Below are 15093 nucleotides of genomic sequence, written 5' to 3' on the forward strand. Positions count from 1 at the left end.
ATGAACGTCTCTGTATGTTTCACGCAACCACGAAGCACGCTCGTTACCGGGACGCAACAGTCATGACGTCAGGGCCCGAACGGAACGTCCCGGCCAGTGGTCTTCGCGATGCCACTCCAGGAAGGAACTCGTTTGATGAGACGCCGTAGCCTCGCGATCCTTTGTGCCACAGCCGTCGCCCTGACGACCACCGCCGCCTGCGGCAGTGACAGCGGCGACACCGGCGGCGGCGCCGGCAAGGGTGACGCCGCCGGCGCCCCCCTCGACCCGAACACCAAGGTGTCGATCACGGTCGGCTGCCAGCCGCCCAAGAGCTCGGTGGCGCTGCGCAGGGAGTGGAACAACGACGTCGCCGCGTTCCAGAAGCTGCACCCGAACATCACGATCGTCAGCAAGGACGCGTTCCCCTGTGAGGACCCCAAGACGTTCACCGCCAAGCTGGCCGGCGGCCAGATGGAGAACGCCTTCTACGTGTTCGTCACCGACGCGAAGAACATCATCGCCAACGGGCAGGCGGCCGACATCACCAAGTACGTCGGCGGGGTGAAGAACTACTCCAGCCTCCAGCCGCAGCTGCTCAGCGTCTTCAAGGACGGCGACAAGGTCTACGGGCTGCCCAAGACCAACTACTCGATGGGCCTGCTCTACAACCGCAAGCTGTTCACCCAGGCGGGACTGGACCCGGAGAAGCCGCCCGCGACCTGGCCGGAGATCCAGGCCGCCGCCAAGAAGATCAGCGCCCTCGGCAACGGCATCGTCGGTTACGCCGACTACAGCACCAGCAACCAGGGCGGCTGGCACTTCACCGCCTCCATCTACTCCCAGGGCGGCGACGTCGTCACGCCGGACGGCAAGAAGGCGGCCTTCAACAGCCCGCAGGGCAAGGCGGTGCTGGAGAACCTGCGGCAGATGCGCTGGACCGACAACAGCATGGGCACCAAGCAACTGCTGCAGATCTCCGACGTCCAGCCGATGATGGCCTCCGGCAAGCTCGGCATGTACCTGTCCGCCCCGGACAACATCCCCACCCTGGTCGACCAGTTCCAGGGCAAGTACGAGGACTACGGGCTGGCTCCGATGCCGGGTGCGCAGGGCACCCTGATCGGCGGCGACGGCTACATGTTCAACCCCAAGTCCACCCCCGACCAGATCAAGGCCGGCATCCTCTGGCTGGAGTTCGAGAACCTGACCCCGGGCAAGGGCCAGTTCGACTGGGCGCAGAAGAAGATCGACAAGCAGCCGGTCGGGCTGCCGCAGCCCAACATCTTCACCGGCGCGCCCGCCGCGGAGGAGCTGAAGATCCGGACCGCCAACTCCAACATGCCGGTGCAGAACTACAAGCCCTTCGCCGACGGTGACCCGTCGCTGAAGTACCGGCTCGAGCCGCCCCAGGCCCAGCCGATCTACGCGGTGCTCGACGGCGTGGTGTCCTCGGTGCTCACCAACCAGAACGCCGACATCGACAAGCTGCTGAGCCAGGCCGAGACCAAGGTCAACGGCATTCTCGCCAACGCCGACTGACGCTGATCCGGGGTGCCGACCATAGGGGGCCGGCACCCCGGATCACCGTGCGGGCGCGCCGTTGAGATGGGGATGGGAAGCATGGGCACTCTGATTTCGAGCGGGAGGCGGGGGCGGTCCGCCTCGCGCCGCCGCCGCGACGTACAGCGCAACCTGTCCGCATACGGATTCCTGTGTGCGGCACTGGTGTGCTTCGCGTTCTTCTCCTGGTATCCGATCGTGCGCCAGGCCATCCTCAGTTTCCAGAAGACCAACTTCGTCGGCGACACGAAGTGGGTGGGGTGGCGCAACTTCGATCGGGTGATGGCGGACCCGTCCTTCGGCGCCGCCTGGCGCAACACCGCGGTCTTCACCCTGCTGGCGCTGCTGTGCGGATACGTGATCCCGTTCGTCACGGCGATCGTGCTGAACGAGCTCCGGCACGCCCGCGGCTACCTCCGGTTCGTGGTGTACCTGCCGGTGATGCTGCCGCCGGCGGTCTCGGTACTGCTCTTCAAGTGGTTCTACGACCCGGGCCCCGGGCTGTTCAACGAGATCCTGCGCTTCACGCACCTGCCCACGCTCAGCTGGCTGGACTCCAGCAGTACGGCGCTGATCTCGCTGGTCATCGTCTCCACCTGGATGAACATGGGCAGCGGCACCCTGATCTACCTGGCCGCCCTGCAGACCGTGCCCGGCGAGCTGTACGAGGCCGCGGAGCTGGACGGAGCGGGGCTGTTCAAGCGGATCTGGCATGTCACGATCCCGCAGACCCGGCTGATCCTGCTGGTCATGCTGCTGCTGCAGATCATCGCGACCATGCAGGTGTTCATCGAGCCGTACCTGCTGACCGGCGGCGGCCCGGAGAACTCGACGGTCAGCGTCGTCTACCTGATGTACCAGTACGCGTTCAACTTCAACAACTACGGCGGAGGCGGCGCCCTCGGGCTGATGCTGATGCTGGTCCTGATCGTGTTCTCCGCGATCTACCTGCGTCTCTCCCGTGACGACCAGGTCGGCCGGCCCGTCCGGCTCCGAGGCTAGGAGCACTCGATGTCGAACGTCCTCGATCAGCCGGTCCGCCCGGCGGGCGTCCCCTCGGGTCCCGGCCCGCGGCCGGGCCGGAGACCCCGCCGGGAACGCCGGGCACGGCCGGCGGGGCAGCGCACCCTGGTCTCGCCGCACCAGATGCGGACCCGCGGGGGCCGGATCGCCTACTGGTCCGTGCTGACCTTCGTGCTCGTCCTGTTCACCCTGGTGTTCGTCTTCCCGCTGTACTGGATGGTCACCGGTGCGCTGAAGTCCTCCGGTGAGCTGGCACAGTTGCCGCCGACGCTGTTCCCCAAGGATCCGCATCCGGAGGTGTACAAGACGGCATGGAACCAGATGGACCTGGGGCGCTACATCTTCAACAGCTTCGTCTACGCGCTGGGCGCCTGGCTCCTCCAACTCGCCGTCGACGTCAGCGCCGCCTACGCGCTCTCCAAGCTGAGGCCGATGTTCGGCAAGCTGATCCTCGGCGGGATGCTGCTCACCCTGATGATCCCGCCCACGGTGCTGCTGCTGCCCGCGTACCTGACCGTACGGGATCTTCCGATCTTCCATCTGAACCTGCTGAACACGCCGTGGGCGATCTGGCTGCCGGCCGCCGCCAACGGGTTCAACATCTTCCTGCTGAAACGCTTCTTCGACTCGATCCCCACGGAGCTGCTCGAGGCGGCGGCCATCGACGGCGCGTCCTCGGTGCGCATCCTCTGGTCGATCGTCCTGCCGGTCTCCCGGCCGATCATCGGTGTCGTGTCCATCTTCGCGGTGGTCAACGTCTGGAAGGACTTCGTGTGGCCACTGCTGGTGATGCCCGACACCGGCAAGATGCCGGTGAGCGTGGCCATCACCCAGCTCTCCCAGCAGCTGCCGCAGAACGTCCTCATCGCCGCCCTGGTGATCGCGAGCCTTCCCGCGGTCGTCGTCTTCTTCGTCTTCCAGCGCAACATCATGGCCGGCCTCACCGCGGGCGGCCTCAAGGGCTGACCCCCCGGACGGCACGAGCGCGCACACCACCCCGGGCTTCACCGTGAAGCCATGGACCGCGAACATTTCGCACTGAAGGAGATATCCGAGCATGCACGAAACGTGGTGGCGGGGAGCCGCGATCTACCAGGTCTACCTGCGGAGTTTCGCCGACGGCAACGGAGACGGATGCGGCGACCTGGCGGGGCTCCGGAGCCGGCTGCCGTACCTGGCCGAGCTCGGCGTCAACGCCCTCTGGCTCAACCCCTGGTATCCGTCGCCGATGTCGGACGGCGGCTACGACGTCGCCGACTACCGCGACATCGAGCCGGCCTTCGGCACGCTCGGGGAGGCTGAGAAGCTCATCCAGGAGGCGCACGACCTCGGCATCAAGATCATCGTTGATGTGGTGCCGAACCACTGCTCGGACCGGCACGTGTGGTTCCAGGAGGCGCTGGCGGCGGGGCCGGGGTCGCCGGCCCGGGACCGGTTCTGGTTCCGGCCCGGCGACGGCGACGGCCCGCCCAACGACTGGCAGTCCATCTTCGGCGGCCCCGCCTGGACCAAGGTGCCCGACGGCGAGTGGTATCTCCACCTGTTCGCTCCCGAGCAGCCGGACTTCAACTGGGGCGACCGGGCCGTCCACGAGGAGTTCCTCGACGTCCTGCGGTTCTGGTTCGACCGGGGCGTCGACGGGATACGGATCGACTCCGCCGCCGTGCTGATCAAGGATCCGGACGCCGAGCCCGACGGTCTCGACCCCTACACCGACCGGGACGGGGTGCACGAGGTCTACCGCGAGTGGCGGCGGGTCTGCGACGAGTACCCGGACCGCATCCTGATCGGCGAGATCTGGCTGCCCGACCACGAGCGCTTCGTCCGTTACCTGCGGCCGGACGAGCTGCACACGGCGTTCAACTTCGACTTCCTGGCCTGCCCTTGGAACGCTCCCGCGCTCCGGAACGTGATCGACACGACGCTGGCCACGCATGCTCCGCACGGGGCCCCGCCCACCTGGGTGCTCTCCAACCACGACGTGACCCGCCCGGTGACGCGGTACGGCCGGGCGGACACCTCGTTCGACCACGGCGACCGCAAGCACGGGATGCCCTCGGACCTGGCACTGGGCACCCGCCGGGCGCGGGCCGCGGCGCTGCTCTCGCTGGCGTTGCCCGGCGGCGCCTACATCTACCAGGGGGAGGAACTCGGCCTGCCCGAGGTGGAGGACCTGCCCGACGAGCTGCTGGAGGATCCGATCTGGTCGCGCTCCGGGCACACCGACCGGGGCCGCGACGGCTGCCGGGTGCCGCTGCCCTGGTCGGGGGACCGGCCGCCCTACGGCTACAGCAGCGGTACGCCCTGGTTGCCGCAGCCGGCGGACTGGGGGCACCTGACGGTCGAGTCGCAGCGGGCGGTGGAGGGCTCGATGCTCGGTCTCTACCGGGAGGCGCTGCGCATCCGCGGCGACCGGCTCGGTGACGGCACGCTCACCTGGCTGCCGCAGGGTGACGACGTGCTCGCCTTTCTCCGCGACACCGGGCTGACCTGCGTGGTCAACCTCGGATCCGGAGCGGTGCCGCTGCCGCCGCACGAGAGCGTACTGCTGTCCAGCGGTCCGCTGGAGGGGGACGCCCTGCCGCCGGACACCGCCGTCTGGCTGGTCTGACCCGGCGATCGGCGGCGATCCGGGGTGACCAGCGGCCGCGTCGGGGCCGGCGGCCGCCCGGCCACCGCCCGGCTTCCCTGCTCCGGGAGCCGGGCGGTGGCACCGGCCGGGTCACGAGTGACCTTTGTGCCAGAATGATCGAACACGGACACGTGTTTATCAAACGTCGTCTAGTTCCGAGTTGATCACCGTTGTAATCTCGGGCGACCGCATGGGTGGAACCGTACTCGGCCTCCACACCGGCAGCTCCGAGAGGGACATCGTGATCCTCTTCATCACCGGATTCAATCGCAGCGGGACCACGGTCCTGGTGGACGCCGTGGCGGCGGCGACGGCGGGAGCGCCGCTGACGGCGGGCGACCTCGCCCGCCATGGTGCGCCGGACCTCGCCGCCCGGCTTCGCCGGATCTTCGACTCCACCGAGCCGATCGACCGCGGAGTGGACGGCCGGCTGGTCACCGAGTCGATGCCGGAGGAGTACGGCTGGTTCCTCTACCATCTCGGCACCGGCCGGCGCCGGTCGCTCCGGTTCCGGCCGGCGGCCACCGCCGACCTGCGGCGCGTCGCGGACGCGCTGTCGGCTCGATCGGGCGTCGCGGTGCTCAAGAACCCCTCCGACACCGGCCACGAGGACGAGTTGCTGGCGGCCTTTCCGGACGCGCAGATCATCATCTCGCGCCGCCGGGTGGCCGGCATCACCGCCAGCAGCTACCGGGCGATGGATCGCTACATCACCACGAGCGCGTACGGGGAGGCACTGCGCGGCGACGACCTCTGGGTCCGCTTCCTGGCCCGGGCGCTGCGCAACAGGGCGCTCGCGCGGCTGGTCCGCTTCGGCACCCGGTGGGGCCTGCGCGTACGGCTGATGGGCTACCTCCGCACGTTCTCCCGGCTCCCGGCGGACCGGGTGGCGTTCCTGAGCTACGACGAGCTCGTCGAGGATCCCGACCGCGGCGCCCGGTGGGCGGCGCACCTGCTGGACGCGGGGCGGCTGAGCAAGGAGTTCCGCGCGGCGTTCTCGGCCGACACCGGCGCGCGGCCGCCGGAGTCCTCGTGGATCGACCGCGAGCTGGACCGCCGCTGGGCCAGGGTCTGGAAGATCAAACGCGGGGAGCAACTGCGCCTCGGAGTGCTCTCCCACCCCGCGGGCGACCGGCGCGCCGGCAGCGCCTCCGTCCCGTAGCGGTGGTCAGGGGTCCGTGCTCTTCGGCGCGGACTCCAAGGCAGGCCCCGAGGCGGCCGGCCTCCGGCGGAGGGTCGGCTCGAAGAACAGGTCGGCGGGCCGCGAGGGGCCCGCCGCGGACACCTTGATCGGCACGTCGCCGTGCGCGGTGCGGAGCACCCCCTGGCGGCGCATGGGCTTGACCGTGGGAAGTCCGGTCCCCGAGCCGCTGCGCGCGAGGAAGGCCAGGCCCTGCCGCAGGAAGGCACGCGGGCCCGGATCGAGGTGGGACGTCCAGGCGGGTGCGGTCTCCCCGCGCATCCGGCAGTAGCAGGCCAGGGCGTAGCCGAACTCGCGCTCGGTGAGATAACCGAGCTCGAAGTAGCCGTCATTGTCGGCGCCGTTGAGCGTCCGCTCGTCCAGGTAGCCGAGCGGCCGGACCGACCAGGAGCGGGCGGTCTTCGCATAGCTCATCGCGGCGTTGGTGGTGAAGACGCCGAGCCCGAGGTAGACCGTGACGAGATCGGTGAGCCGCTCGTGGTCGTCGTGCCGGTCGATGCGGTTCTCGCCCAGCAGCCGGACGTGACCGAGTTCATGCGCGATGATCGCCGTGAGGTAGGCGGGATCGGACGCCTGGTCCCGGTCGAGACCGATCACCGCGCGGCCGTCGCGCCGGGAGTAGTGACCCACCGCCCGCCTGCCCGAGGTGGTGGACGGAGAGTCCTTCGCCGCGCCGTCGAACAGCTCCACGACCAGGCCCGCCGGGTCGACCGACATCAGGCCGCACACCCGGGCGGTGAGTTCCTCGATCTGCGCCGGCGTCCCGGTGTAGGAGGCGGGGAAGAAGTCCGGCGTGGGCAGCGCGATCTCGCCGAGCTCCGCCGGGCCTCCGAACTGGCCGGCGCACCAGTGCATCCAGGTCTCGATCCAGGTCTGCTGCTCGCGCCCGACCGGGCAGGCGGTGCTCGGCGACCAGGGCCGCGCGTCCGTCCCGTGCTCCTCCATGGAGCCCCCTGTGATCGCCGCTGCCTGAGATCAGCGGTTATCAGATGGACGGCGCCCGGTCCGATCCGGTTCCCGCCGCCGGCCGATCCAGGCCGCCGCGACGAGGTCCGTTCGCGGGTCTCAGCGTTTGACGCCGATGCCGCCTATCGCCCAGACCGATGCGGGATCGACGGTGGGCTCGCCCTTGTCCGGGCGCCAGGCGGGCAGTTCGACCATCCCGGGGGGCAGGACCTCCAGGCCGTCGAGGAAGCGCTCGACCTCGGCCCTGGTGCGCACGTTGTTGCGCGGCTTGCCCTTGACCACGTCGTTGTCCTGGTAGAGGCGGGCGAGTTTCTCGGTGACGTCGGGGCGGGAATCGGAGATCGCGTGGGAGACGAGGAGATGGCTGCCCGGTGCCATCGTCTGCCGGAACCGGTCGACGATGTGGGTCGCGAGGTCGTCTTCGGGGATGAGGACCAGGAACGAGTGCAGCAGGAACGCCACCGGGCGGTCGAAATCGATCAGCCCGGTGAGCTCCGGGTCGGCCAGCAGCCGGTCCGGGTCGCGGGCGTCCGCCTGCAGGACCACGGCGGGGTCGCCGGTGTCCAGGAGCGCGCGGGCGTGCACGACGACCACCGGATCGCTGTCGACGTAGGCCACGCGCGCGTCCGGCGCCAGCGGCCGGAGCACTTCGTGGACGCCGCCCTGCGTGGGCAGCCCGCAGCCGACGTCGACGAACTGCCGGATCCCGGTACCGGCCAGGAACCGGACGGCCCGGCCCAGGAACTTGCGCGCCTCGAGGACGATCATCGGTAGGTCGGGCGCCAGTTGCAGGGCGAGCTCCGCGGCCTCCCGGTCGGCGGCGAAGTTGTCCTTGCCGCCCATGTAGTAGTCCGCCATCCGGGCTTCGTTGGGCACCGTGGGATCGAATCCCGGTAGATCGCGGGGCCTGGATCTGGTCACCCGGTGATGTTAACGGGATGCCCGGCGGTGCTCAGCCGAACGCCCTGCCCGGTATGGGAGGTAGCGGACTCTGATAGGCAGTGATGGGTCATTGACGGGAGATCTGCGGTGCGAGATCTGCGGTGCGGGATCTGGGTTCCGGCGGATCGTGAGATGGGAATGCGGACATGAGCGGCGATTACGTGCACTGGGAGAACGTCCCGACACGCTGGAAGGACAACGACGTCTACGGGCATGTCAACAACGCCGTCCACTACTCGCTGATGGACACGGTGATCAACTCCTGGCTGATCGGGACCGCCGGCCTGGACATCCACGAGGGCACCGCGATCGGCCTGTGCGTGGAGTCGCACTGCGTCTTCAAGGACTCGGTCTCGTTCCCCGAGGTGATCAGGGTCGGCCTGCGCATCGGCCGGCTGGGCACCTCCAGTGTCCGCTATGAGCTGGGTCTCTTCCGTTCCGGCGGGGAGACCCTCATCGCCGAAGGCCATTTCGTGCACGTCTTCGTGGACCGGCGGACCCGTCGCCCGGTCGAGATCGGCGGGCCGCTCCGCTCGGCGATGCAGAAATTGCTGGTCGCATGAGGGAGATCCGGCTTATCGGACATTGACTACCTGATTGCTGGATCTAAGCCTTTACTCAAGAAAGTTCACATACTGCCCTGATTCTTCATACGGAAGGCGATTTTTCCGGCGAGTTCGTTATGAGACCGTGAAATTGCAAGCCCCACACCCTGGCTGAGCAGGCAATATCCGCTGCTCTACCGGCTTGCTTCCGGCTCTCCGCGAGCCCCAGCCTGAGGAGCGCCATGCTCGTGCTCGTCCTCGCCGGTACCTCGATGGCCGTCTACTTCACGAGCTTCGCCCTGTTCAAGGGCGCCGCGGTCCGGATGCGGCGGTTGTCCGGCAGCCGGCCGTTGCAGGTGGTGGGACAGGTCCTCACCAGCCGATGGTGGCTGCTCGGCCTCGCGATGATCCTGTTCGGCTTCGTGATCGAGGGCGCCGTGCTGACCGTGCTGCCGCTCGGCACGGTCGTACCCGTCTTCGGATCGGTGCTGGTCTTCCTGCTGGTGATCGGGACCGGCTGGTTCGGGGAACGGCTGAGCGCACGCGAGTGGTGGGCGATGATCGTCACGGTGGCGGCGCTGGTGCTCCTCGCACTGTCGGCGGGGCTGCTGCCGCTTCCCGGGTCGTCCGGCGGGCCGGGGGACTCCCTGCGGCTCACCGGGCCGGCCTGGGCGGCCTCGGTGCCCCTGTGGAAGCTCGCCCTGGTCGCCGTGCCCTCGGTGCTGCTGCCGGCCTGGATGTTCTCGATCAGGGACCGCGGGATCGACGGCCGGCACGCCCGGCCGCTGACCGGCGTCGCCTACGGCATCGGGGCGGGCGTGCTGCTGGGCACGGCGGAGCTCTCCGGCCTGGGCACCGCCTGGATGGTGCACGGTCACCGTTCCGACCTGTTCGCCACCCCGCACCCGTACGTCGTCCTCCTCGCGGGCGCCCTCGGCCTGGGGTTGCTGCAGGTGGCCCTGCAGCGCTGCCGGCTGGTCATCGTCGTCACGGTCGTCACCATCACGGCGAAGACGCATCTGCTGCTGGCGGGAACGCTGCTGTCCGGGCAGCCATGGCCGCGCGACGGGATCCTGCTGGCGCTGCGGATCGGCGGCCTGGTACTGGCCGCGCTGGCGGTGCTGGCCTTCCCCCGGCACGAACAGCGCGTACGGGCGCCGCGATCCGTCCCCGGCGGGGACCGCGACACCGGCGCGGAGTGCCAGGAGGCGGTGGCGTACACCGGGAGCCACCGCAGGGCCGGGAGACGCGTGTCCGCCACGTGACGCCCTGGAGTGGGGCGGGTGGCCTGCCCGGACTCGGCAGGCCACCGCGCCGCGTCACCATGGCACCGGGGGGACCCCGCCCCAGCACGCCCAGTGCCATGGGGTACTGGGTGATCACCGTAGTGACGCCAGGCGCCGGCGTGTTGAGGCGGATGCACGGGATGCGCGCGGTGCTTGTCAGCCGGCTGCCAAGCGGGGCGAGGCCGGTCATCGTGGGACGCGGAGTCCCACAATGCCGGGACACGGAGTCCCACGCCACAGCGTGATCGTCGGCCCGGCGCGCCCCGTCAGGGGCACCCCGAACACTCCCGTTCGCCGGACGCCTCCAGATTTCACGGGCTTGACCTGGAACAACACCAGAACTTGTCATCCGGATGCGCACCGTTGCCGGGGACTGCTCATCCGGCCACAGTGACAACTTCCGTCGCGTGCTCGATCCTTGTAATACACGGCGTACCACAGTGGCTCGATCGCAGCAGGGAGCGAGATGACACTGCCTCAGTTGGACGGACGGCCGTTCCGGGCGATCCCCTCCGAGTTGGCGCGGCGCCTGCGACCCTACGTGGGCGGGGCGGCGGACGGGCTCGTCCGTGAGCTGCTCCGCCACGCCCCGGACGGCGCCCCGCGCATGGACGAGTCCCAGGCCGCCAGGGTCCGTGCCGACTTCGTCGGCTGGCTCGAGCACTTCTACGACCTCATCGAGGACCCGGAGCCGGCCTGGGAACGCATGGTCGGCGTGCATGTGGCGACCGGCAGAAGGATGGCCCGCGACGGCCAGAGCCCGGACGAGATGCACCGGGCCATGCGCCGGTCGGCCCGGGCCGCCTGGCGCAGCCTCACCGCCCTCGCGGACGCGCTGGACATCGACCGGGCGACCATGGGCCTCATCGCCGACGCGCAGTTCGGCTACATGGACGCGGTCTCGGCGCTGGTCAGGCACGGGTACGAGACCGAGACCGAGAGCAGCGCCGAGGCGGCCCGCCGCCGGAGATCGCACCTGCTGTCCCTGCTGCTGACCGACCCCCCGCCGACGGCAGGGGAGATCGCGGCCGCGGCGCGGGAGGCGGAGTGGGCGCTGCCCCGCACGGTGGCGGCCGCCGTCCTCCATCCGCGCGACACCGGCAACTTCCAGGCACCGGCGGCGCTGCCGGGCGTGCTCGTCGACACCGGCCGGTCCGACCCCCGCCTGGTCGTGCCGGATCCGGACGGCCCCGGGCGCGCCGGCCTGCTGAACACCATGCTGCGGGACTGGATCGTGGTCATCGGCCCGACGGTGTCCACCACGCGGGTGGCGGAGTCCATGCGCTGGGCTCAGGACGCGCTGGTGCTGGTCCGGCGGGGCGTGATCCGCGACGACGAGCTCGTCCGGTGCGCGGACCACGTGCCGACCCTGGTCATCTTCCGGGCCGAGGAGCTCATCGAGGGCGCGGCCGCGACCCGGCTGGCCCCGCTCAGCGCGCTCTCCCCGATGCAGGTCCAGCGGCTCAGCGAGACCCTGCTGGCGTTGCTGGAGAACAACTTCAACGCGACCGAGGTCGGCAGCCGGCTGCACGTCCATCCGCAGACGGTGCGGTACCGGCTCCGTCATCTGGAGGAACTGTTCGGCGAGGACCTCCAGGACCCGCACCGCTGCCTGGAGATGGAGATGATCCTGCACGCCAGGCTGGCGGGAGCGGGCAGCCGCCGCGGCGGCCGGATGCGGGGTCAGTCGCCGCGGACGTCCGCCCGGTCCACCGGGAGCGGTCCGGGCTCGGCGGCCCCCGTGCCGGCACCGGCGTCGTCGTAGGCCAGCAGCCGGGTCACGCCGGACAGCAGCTTCAGGGAGAACACGTCGGCGATCCGGCGCAGATGCCCGGCGAACGGGCCGTCGACCGGCTCGACCGTCAGCAGCCATTCGATCCGCTCCGCGATGATGCCGTCATGGGAGGCGGCCGCGATCAGCATGACGCCGAGCTGGTTCGCCAGCATCCGCTCGACCTCGGCCCGGTCGGGCCGGCGGGAGCCCAGCCATTCGAGCCCGGTGAGCTGCACCCCGGCGACCCAGGAGTGCACGGTGGTCTCCAGGGCCGGGGTGGGATCGGTGACCTCCAGCACCTGGTAGGCCAGGTGGTAGATGTGCTCGAGCACCTCCTGGATGAGTGCCCGCGTCTCCTCGGAGGCCATGGGCGCACCGAGCTGGAGCAGCCCGGCGTAGGCGACCTCGTACTCCTCGATGAAGTCGAAGTAGCGGCGGACGCAGGTCGTCAGCTGAACCGAGGGGGCCGCGGGCACCTCCTGGACCATGCGCCGCATCAGCTCCGAGCAGAGCCGGCGCATCGCGGTGTGGTACAGGTCCTGCTTGCTGTCGAAGTAGCGGTAGACCGAGGTCCGGGAGGTCGACGCGGCGGTCGCGATGTCGTCGATCGACACCTCGTGCTCGGCGTTGTGGCCGAACAGGTTGATCGCCGCGTCGATGATCTCTTCCCGGCGCATGTCGGAGGACAGCCGCCGGAACGAGGGACGCTTGCGCATCGGCGGGGAGGAAGCCGCGGGCGCCGGTCTGGAAACGGTGCCGAGGAGGGGCTCGTCGTTGCCCGGCATGGCCTTTGCCACCTGCCTAGAGGTCCTGGGTGCGTGATGCGGGAGGCCCTGCCCGCGGGGAGACCTCGGCCGGGACCGGCGGGCTCTGCGGCGGGACCGCCCGGGTCTCCGCCGGACCGCTGCCGGTGCCGTCCGCCGCGCCGGTGAGCAGCATGCCGGTCAGCCGGGAGAACAACTTCATCGACATCAGGTCGCCGGCCCGCGCGAGGTGCACGGCGAAGGGACTGCCGGGTGACTCGGCCTCGACGTACCGCAGCAACCGGTCCGCCGCGTTGCGGTCGTGCGAGGCCGCGCCGACCAGCATCAGGCCGAGGAACATCGTCAGCAGCGATTCCAGCTCGTCGCGCGGGATGAGCCGGTTCTGCAGCCACTCCAGGCCCATCCACTCCATCGTGGCGACCCACGCGTGCACGCTGGCCTCCAGGACGGGGGTGGGCTCGGTGACGCCGATGCCCTCGTAGATCCCCTGGTAGGCACGTCGGCGGAGTTCCCCGATGGCGGCGCGCGTCTCCTCGGGCTGCCCGGGCGCGCCCATGCTCACCAGGGCCGCGTAGCCCGGCTGGTACTTCTGGATGATGTCGAAGTACCTGGTCAGCCGGGTCGCCAGCTGCTGGGACGGCGTGCCGGCCGCCGGTTCGGCCTGTCCCTCGGAGAGCTTGGCCCCGAGGGCGGCCATGGCCGCGAGGTAGAGCCGCCGTTTGGTCCCGAAGCAGCGGTAGATCGAGTTCCGCGACGTCCCCGCGGCCGTGGCGATGGCGTCGACCGAGACCGCGTGCTCGCCCTGGCGGCCGAAGAGCTCGACCGCGACGTCGAGGATCTCTTCGCGGCGCCGGTCCGGCGGCAGCCGGCGGTAGGGGGAACGCCTTCTCCCATGGCGCCCCGGATCCGAGTCGGACTCCGGGTGCTGATCGGCCATGAACGTCACCTTATCCCCGTGCCGCCGTGGCGCCCGGCCCCGCGGGCCCGCCGGGCGGCCATCCGGAGGCGGCCCATCATCCAGCCGTCGCGGTGGCGGTGCCGTGGCCGATCGCCCGGTCCGGAGCGGCCGTCCGGGTCACCTCGAGCGCCGGCCGGAACGCCAGCACGCGCGGCCCCGCTCTGCCGGGTGCGCCCGGCCGGGCGAGCGGTTCCGCCGCCGGACGACCGGAGGGCGGGGTGCCGGTCGCGGGTTCCGGGGCCCGCGCCCCGGCATCGCCGGCCGCCCGGGCCCCGGCGAGCTTGGCGTGCAGCAGCATCTGCAGCTCCAGGTCGTGGCTGTGGTTCTGCAGGTCGCTACCGAAGATCTCTTCGAGCTTGTGCAGGCGGTAACGGACGGTCTGCGGGTGGACGTTCAGCTGGGCAGCCGCCTTGGTCGCGTTGAAGTTGCAGTGCAGCAGGACCAGCAGCGTCTCGCTGAGCCGGTCCCTGGAGTTCGGGGCGAGGCCGAGCAGCGCGGAGAGCCGCCGGGTCACGGTGGTCTCCAGGAACTCCTCGGCCTGGAAGATGACGAGCGTGGGGACGTGGTCCGCGCACCGGACGATCCGGTCGGCCGGGATGACGCCGCGCCGGATCAGGCCGAGGGCCTCGAGCGCCCAGCGCTGCGATCGCGCGGCGTCCTGTGGCCGTACGGCCGGGCCGACCACCGCGGTCCAGTCGCCGAGATGCTCCCGCAGCTCCCGCAGGTCCGCCGGCTCGCCGGCACCGGGCAGCACGACGCAGGGCGTCCGCCGGTCCAGGTCGGCGAGAAGGCCGGGCGGGAGCCGGGGCCGGCGCGCCGGCGTGGTCGCGGGGGGCTGGAGCACCGCGACGGCCACCGAGCCGGGGACCGGCCAGTTCGCGACGCGGGCCAGCCGGGTGAGCTGGTCGGGTGCGACAGGGCGCTCACCGAGGAGCTTGCCGACCAGGCGCCGCCGGCGTCGGGCCAGGCCGTCGTCGGCGCGCCCGGCCATCTGCCGGTGGCCCTCTCTGGCGGCGTCGTTGACCAGGCTGGTGAAGGCCAGGAGGGAGTCCAGGAGCTGCCACTGGACGTCATCACCGAGGCCGTGGAGCTGGGACTCGGCGACGATGCGCTGCCAGGCCAGGTGCGCACCGGTGCGCACCGCCGACTCCAGCAGGGCGAGGGTACGGCCCGCGGCGGCCTCGGCGGCACCGATCTCCCGGTAGACAGCCAGGTGCTCCTCCCCGCGGGCGCGGGGGTCGGCGAGGAGGCCCGTGAAATGCCGCACGGCGTGGTCGACGAGGTGCCCGAGGCCGACGCCGGGCATCCGGACGCGGTCCGGCAGCTGCGCCACGACCTGTTCGGTGATCGCGGCGGAGACGTCCTGCAGAGCGGGCCGTATCAGGGTGACCACGTCCGCCGGGATCGCCGCCCAGGGCCGGGCGGCGAGCACTGTCCGCTCTGTGGAACCCATTTCCGGT

13 protein-coding genes are annotated in these 15093 nt (G+C 70.5%); 8 read left to right on the forward strand and 5 right to left on the reverse strand.

Translation table 11 applies throughout. The annotated features are described in order from the left end of the window. The first annotated feature begins 135 nt into the window (after positions 1-135). The 5 genes from ACRYCC_RS23675 to ACRYCC_RS23695 all read left to right on the forward strand — a co-directional run bounded on the left by ACRYCC_RS23675 (position 136) and on the right by ACRYCC_RS23695 (position 6359). Positions 136-1521, forward strand: coding sequence for an ABC transporter substrate-binding protein (locus ACRYCC_RS23675; RefSeq protein ID WP_433815412.1), 1386 nt, complete (start codon positions 136-138; stop codon positions 1519-1521). 81 nt (positions 1522-1602) lie between these two features. Next, positions 1603-2544 (forward strand): carbohydrate ABC transporter permease, encoded by a 942-nt coding sequence (locus ACRYCC_RS23680; protein ID WP_433815413.1) that lies wholly within the window; start codon positions 1603-1605, stop codon positions 2542-2544. 9 nt (positions 2545-2553) lie between these two features. Then, on the forward strand, positions 2554-3531 hold the full coding sequence (locus ACRYCC_RS23685) for a carbohydrate ABC transporter permease (RefSeq protein ID WP_433815415.1): 978 nt from the start codon (positions 2554-2556) through the stop codon (positions 3529-3531). Between the two features lie 91 nt (positions 3532-3622). Then, complete coding sequence (locus ACRYCC_RS23690) at positions 3623-5176, forward strand: glycoside hydrolase family 13 protein (RefSeq protein WP_433815417.1); 1554 nt, start codon at positions 3623-3625, stop codon at positions 5174-5176. A 211-nt stretch (positions 5177-5387) separates the two neighbouring features. Further along, entirely contained in the window at positions 5388-6359 is a 972-nt protein-coding gene (locus ACRYCC_RS23695; protein ID WP_433815419.1) for a sulfotransferase, read from the forward strand. Positions 6360-6365: 6 nt separating this feature from the next. On the opposite strand, the gene ACRYCC_RS23700 is transcribed toward ACRYCC_RS23695, so the two are convergent. Both ACRYCC_RS23700 and ACRYCC_RS23705 read right to left on the reverse strand, forming a co-directional pair. After that, entirely contained in the window at positions 6366-7343 is a 978-nt protein-coding gene (locus ACRYCC_RS23700; protein ID WP_433815421.1) for a hypothetical protein, read from the reverse strand. 120 nt (positions 7344-7463) lie between these two features. Beyond that, on the reverse strand, positions 7464-8285 hold the full coding sequence (locus ACRYCC_RS23705) for an SAM-dependent methyltransferase (protein WP_433815423.1): 822 nt from the start codon (positions 8283-8285) through the stop codon (positions 7464-7466). 167 nt (positions 8286-8452) lie between these two features. On the opposite strand from ACRYCC_RS23705, the gene ACRYCC_RS23710 reads away from it, so the two are divergent. The 3 genes from ACRYCC_RS23710 to ACRYCC_RS23720 all read left to right on the forward strand — a co-directional run bounded on the left by ACRYCC_RS23710 (position 8453) and on the right by ACRYCC_RS23720 (position 11902). Next, positions 8453-8869 carry an acyl-CoA thioesterase gene (locus ACRYCC_RS23710; RefSeq protein ID WP_433815425.1) on the forward strand — a complete coding sequence of 139 codons (417 nt, stop codon included), beginning with the start codon at positions 8453-8455 and terminating at the stop codon, positions 8867-8869. 224 nt (positions 8870-9093) lie between these two features. Continuing rightward, complete coding sequence (locus ACRYCC_RS23715; protein ID WP_433815426.1) at positions 9094-10116, forward strand: hypothetical protein; 1023 nt, start codon at positions 9094-9096, stop codon at positions 10114-10116. A gap of 487 nt (positions 10117-10603) precedes the next feature. Continuing rightward, on the forward strand, positions 10604-11902 hold the full coding sequence (locus ACRYCC_RS23720) for a PucR family transcriptional regulator (protein ID WP_433815428.1): 1299 nt from the start codon (positions 10604-10606) through the stop codon (positions 11900-11902). Here the strand turns inward: ACRYCC_RS23720 and ACRYCC_RS23725 are convergent. From ACRYCC_RS23725 to ACRYCC_RS23735, 3 genes are all read right to left on the reverse strand, one after another. After that, a complete protein-coding gene (locus ACRYCC_RS23725) occupies positions 11821-12627 on the reverse strand; it encodes a TetR/AcrR family transcriptional regulator (protein ID WP_433815430.1) in 807 nt (268 codons plus the stop codon). The two genes, ACRYCC_RS23720 and ACRYCC_RS23725, sit on opposite strands and share 82 nt — an antisense overlap. An 85-nt stretch (positions 12628-12712) precedes the next feature. Then, positions 12713-13612, reverse strand: a complete 900-nt coding sequence (locus tag ACRYCC_RS23730) for a TetR/AcrR family transcriptional regulator (protein ID WP_433815432.1) — start codon at positions 13610-13612, stop codon at positions 12713-12715. A gap of 76 nt (positions 13613-13688) precedes the next feature. Further along, positions 13689-15086: a PucR family transcriptional regulator gene (locus ACRYCC_RS23735; RefSeq protein ID WP_433815434.1), complete on the reverse strand. Its 1398-nt coding sequence runs from the start codon at positions 15084-15086 to the stop codon at positions 13689-13691. Positions 15087-15093: the final 7 nt, after the last annotated feature.

Source organism: Actinomadura scrupuli, assembly GCF_050971785.1.
Taxonomy (GTDB): Bacteria; Actinomycetota; Actinomycetes; order Streptosporangiales; family Streptosporangiaceae; genus Actinomadura_E; species Actinomadura_E scrupuli.

What these genes read in the sequence shown, in the direction of transcription:
- ACRYCC_RS23735 (WP_433815434.1), bottom strand. Translation starts at nt 15,086, where the DNA reads ATGGGTTCCACAGAGCGGACAGTGCTCGCCGCCCGGCCCTGGGCGGCG.
- ACRYCC_RS23695 (WP_433815419.1), top strand. Translation starts at nt 5,388, where the DNA reads ATGGGTGGAACCGTACTCGGCCTCCACACCGGCAGCTCCGAGAGGGAC.
- ACRYCC_RS23690 (WP_433815417.1), top strand. Translation starts at nt 3,623, where the DNA reads ATGCACGAAACGTGGTGGCGGGGAGCCGCGATCTACCAGGTCTACCTG.
- ACRYCC_RS23710 (WP_433815425.1), top strand. Translation starts at nt 8,453, where the DNA reads ATGAGCGGCGATTACGTGCACTGGGAGAACGTCCCGACACGCTGGAAG.
- ACRYCC_RS23720 (WP_433815428.1), top strand. Translation starts at nt 10,604, where the DNA reads ATGACACTGCCTCAGTTGGACGGACGGCCGTTCCGGGCGATCCCCTCC.
- ACRYCC_RS23675 (WP_433815412.1), top strand. Translation starts at nt 136, where the DNA reads ATGAGACGCCGTAGCCTCGCGATCCTTTGTGCCACAGCCGTCGCCCTG.
- ACRYCC_RS23680 (WP_433815413.1), top strand. Translation starts at nt 1,603, where the DNA reads ATGGGCACTCTGATTTCGAGCGGGAGGCGGGGGCGGTCCGCCTCGCGC.
- ACRYCC_RS23715 (WP_433815426.1), top strand. Translation starts at nt 9,094, where the DNA reads ATGCTCGTGCTCGTCCTCGCCGGTACCTCGATGGCCGTCTACTTCACG.
- ACRYCC_RS23685 (WP_433815415.1), top strand. Translation starts at nt 2,554, where the DNA reads ATGTCGAACGTCCTCGATCAGCCGGTCCGCCCGGCGGGCGTCCCCTCG.
- ACRYCC_RS23730 (WP_433815432.1), bottom strand. Translation starts at nt 13,612, where the DNA reads ATGGCCGATCAGCACCCGGAGTCCGACTCGGATCCGGGGCGCCATGGG.
- ACRYCC_RS23725 (WP_433815430.1), bottom strand. Translation starts at nt 12,627, where the DNA reads ATGCGCAAGCGTCCCTCGTTCCGGCGGCTGTCCTCCGACATGCGCCGG.
- ACRYCC_RS23700 (WP_433815421.1), bottom strand. Translation starts at nt 7,343, where the DNA reads ATGGAGGAGCACGGGACGGACGCGCGGCCCTGGTCGCCGAGCACCGCC.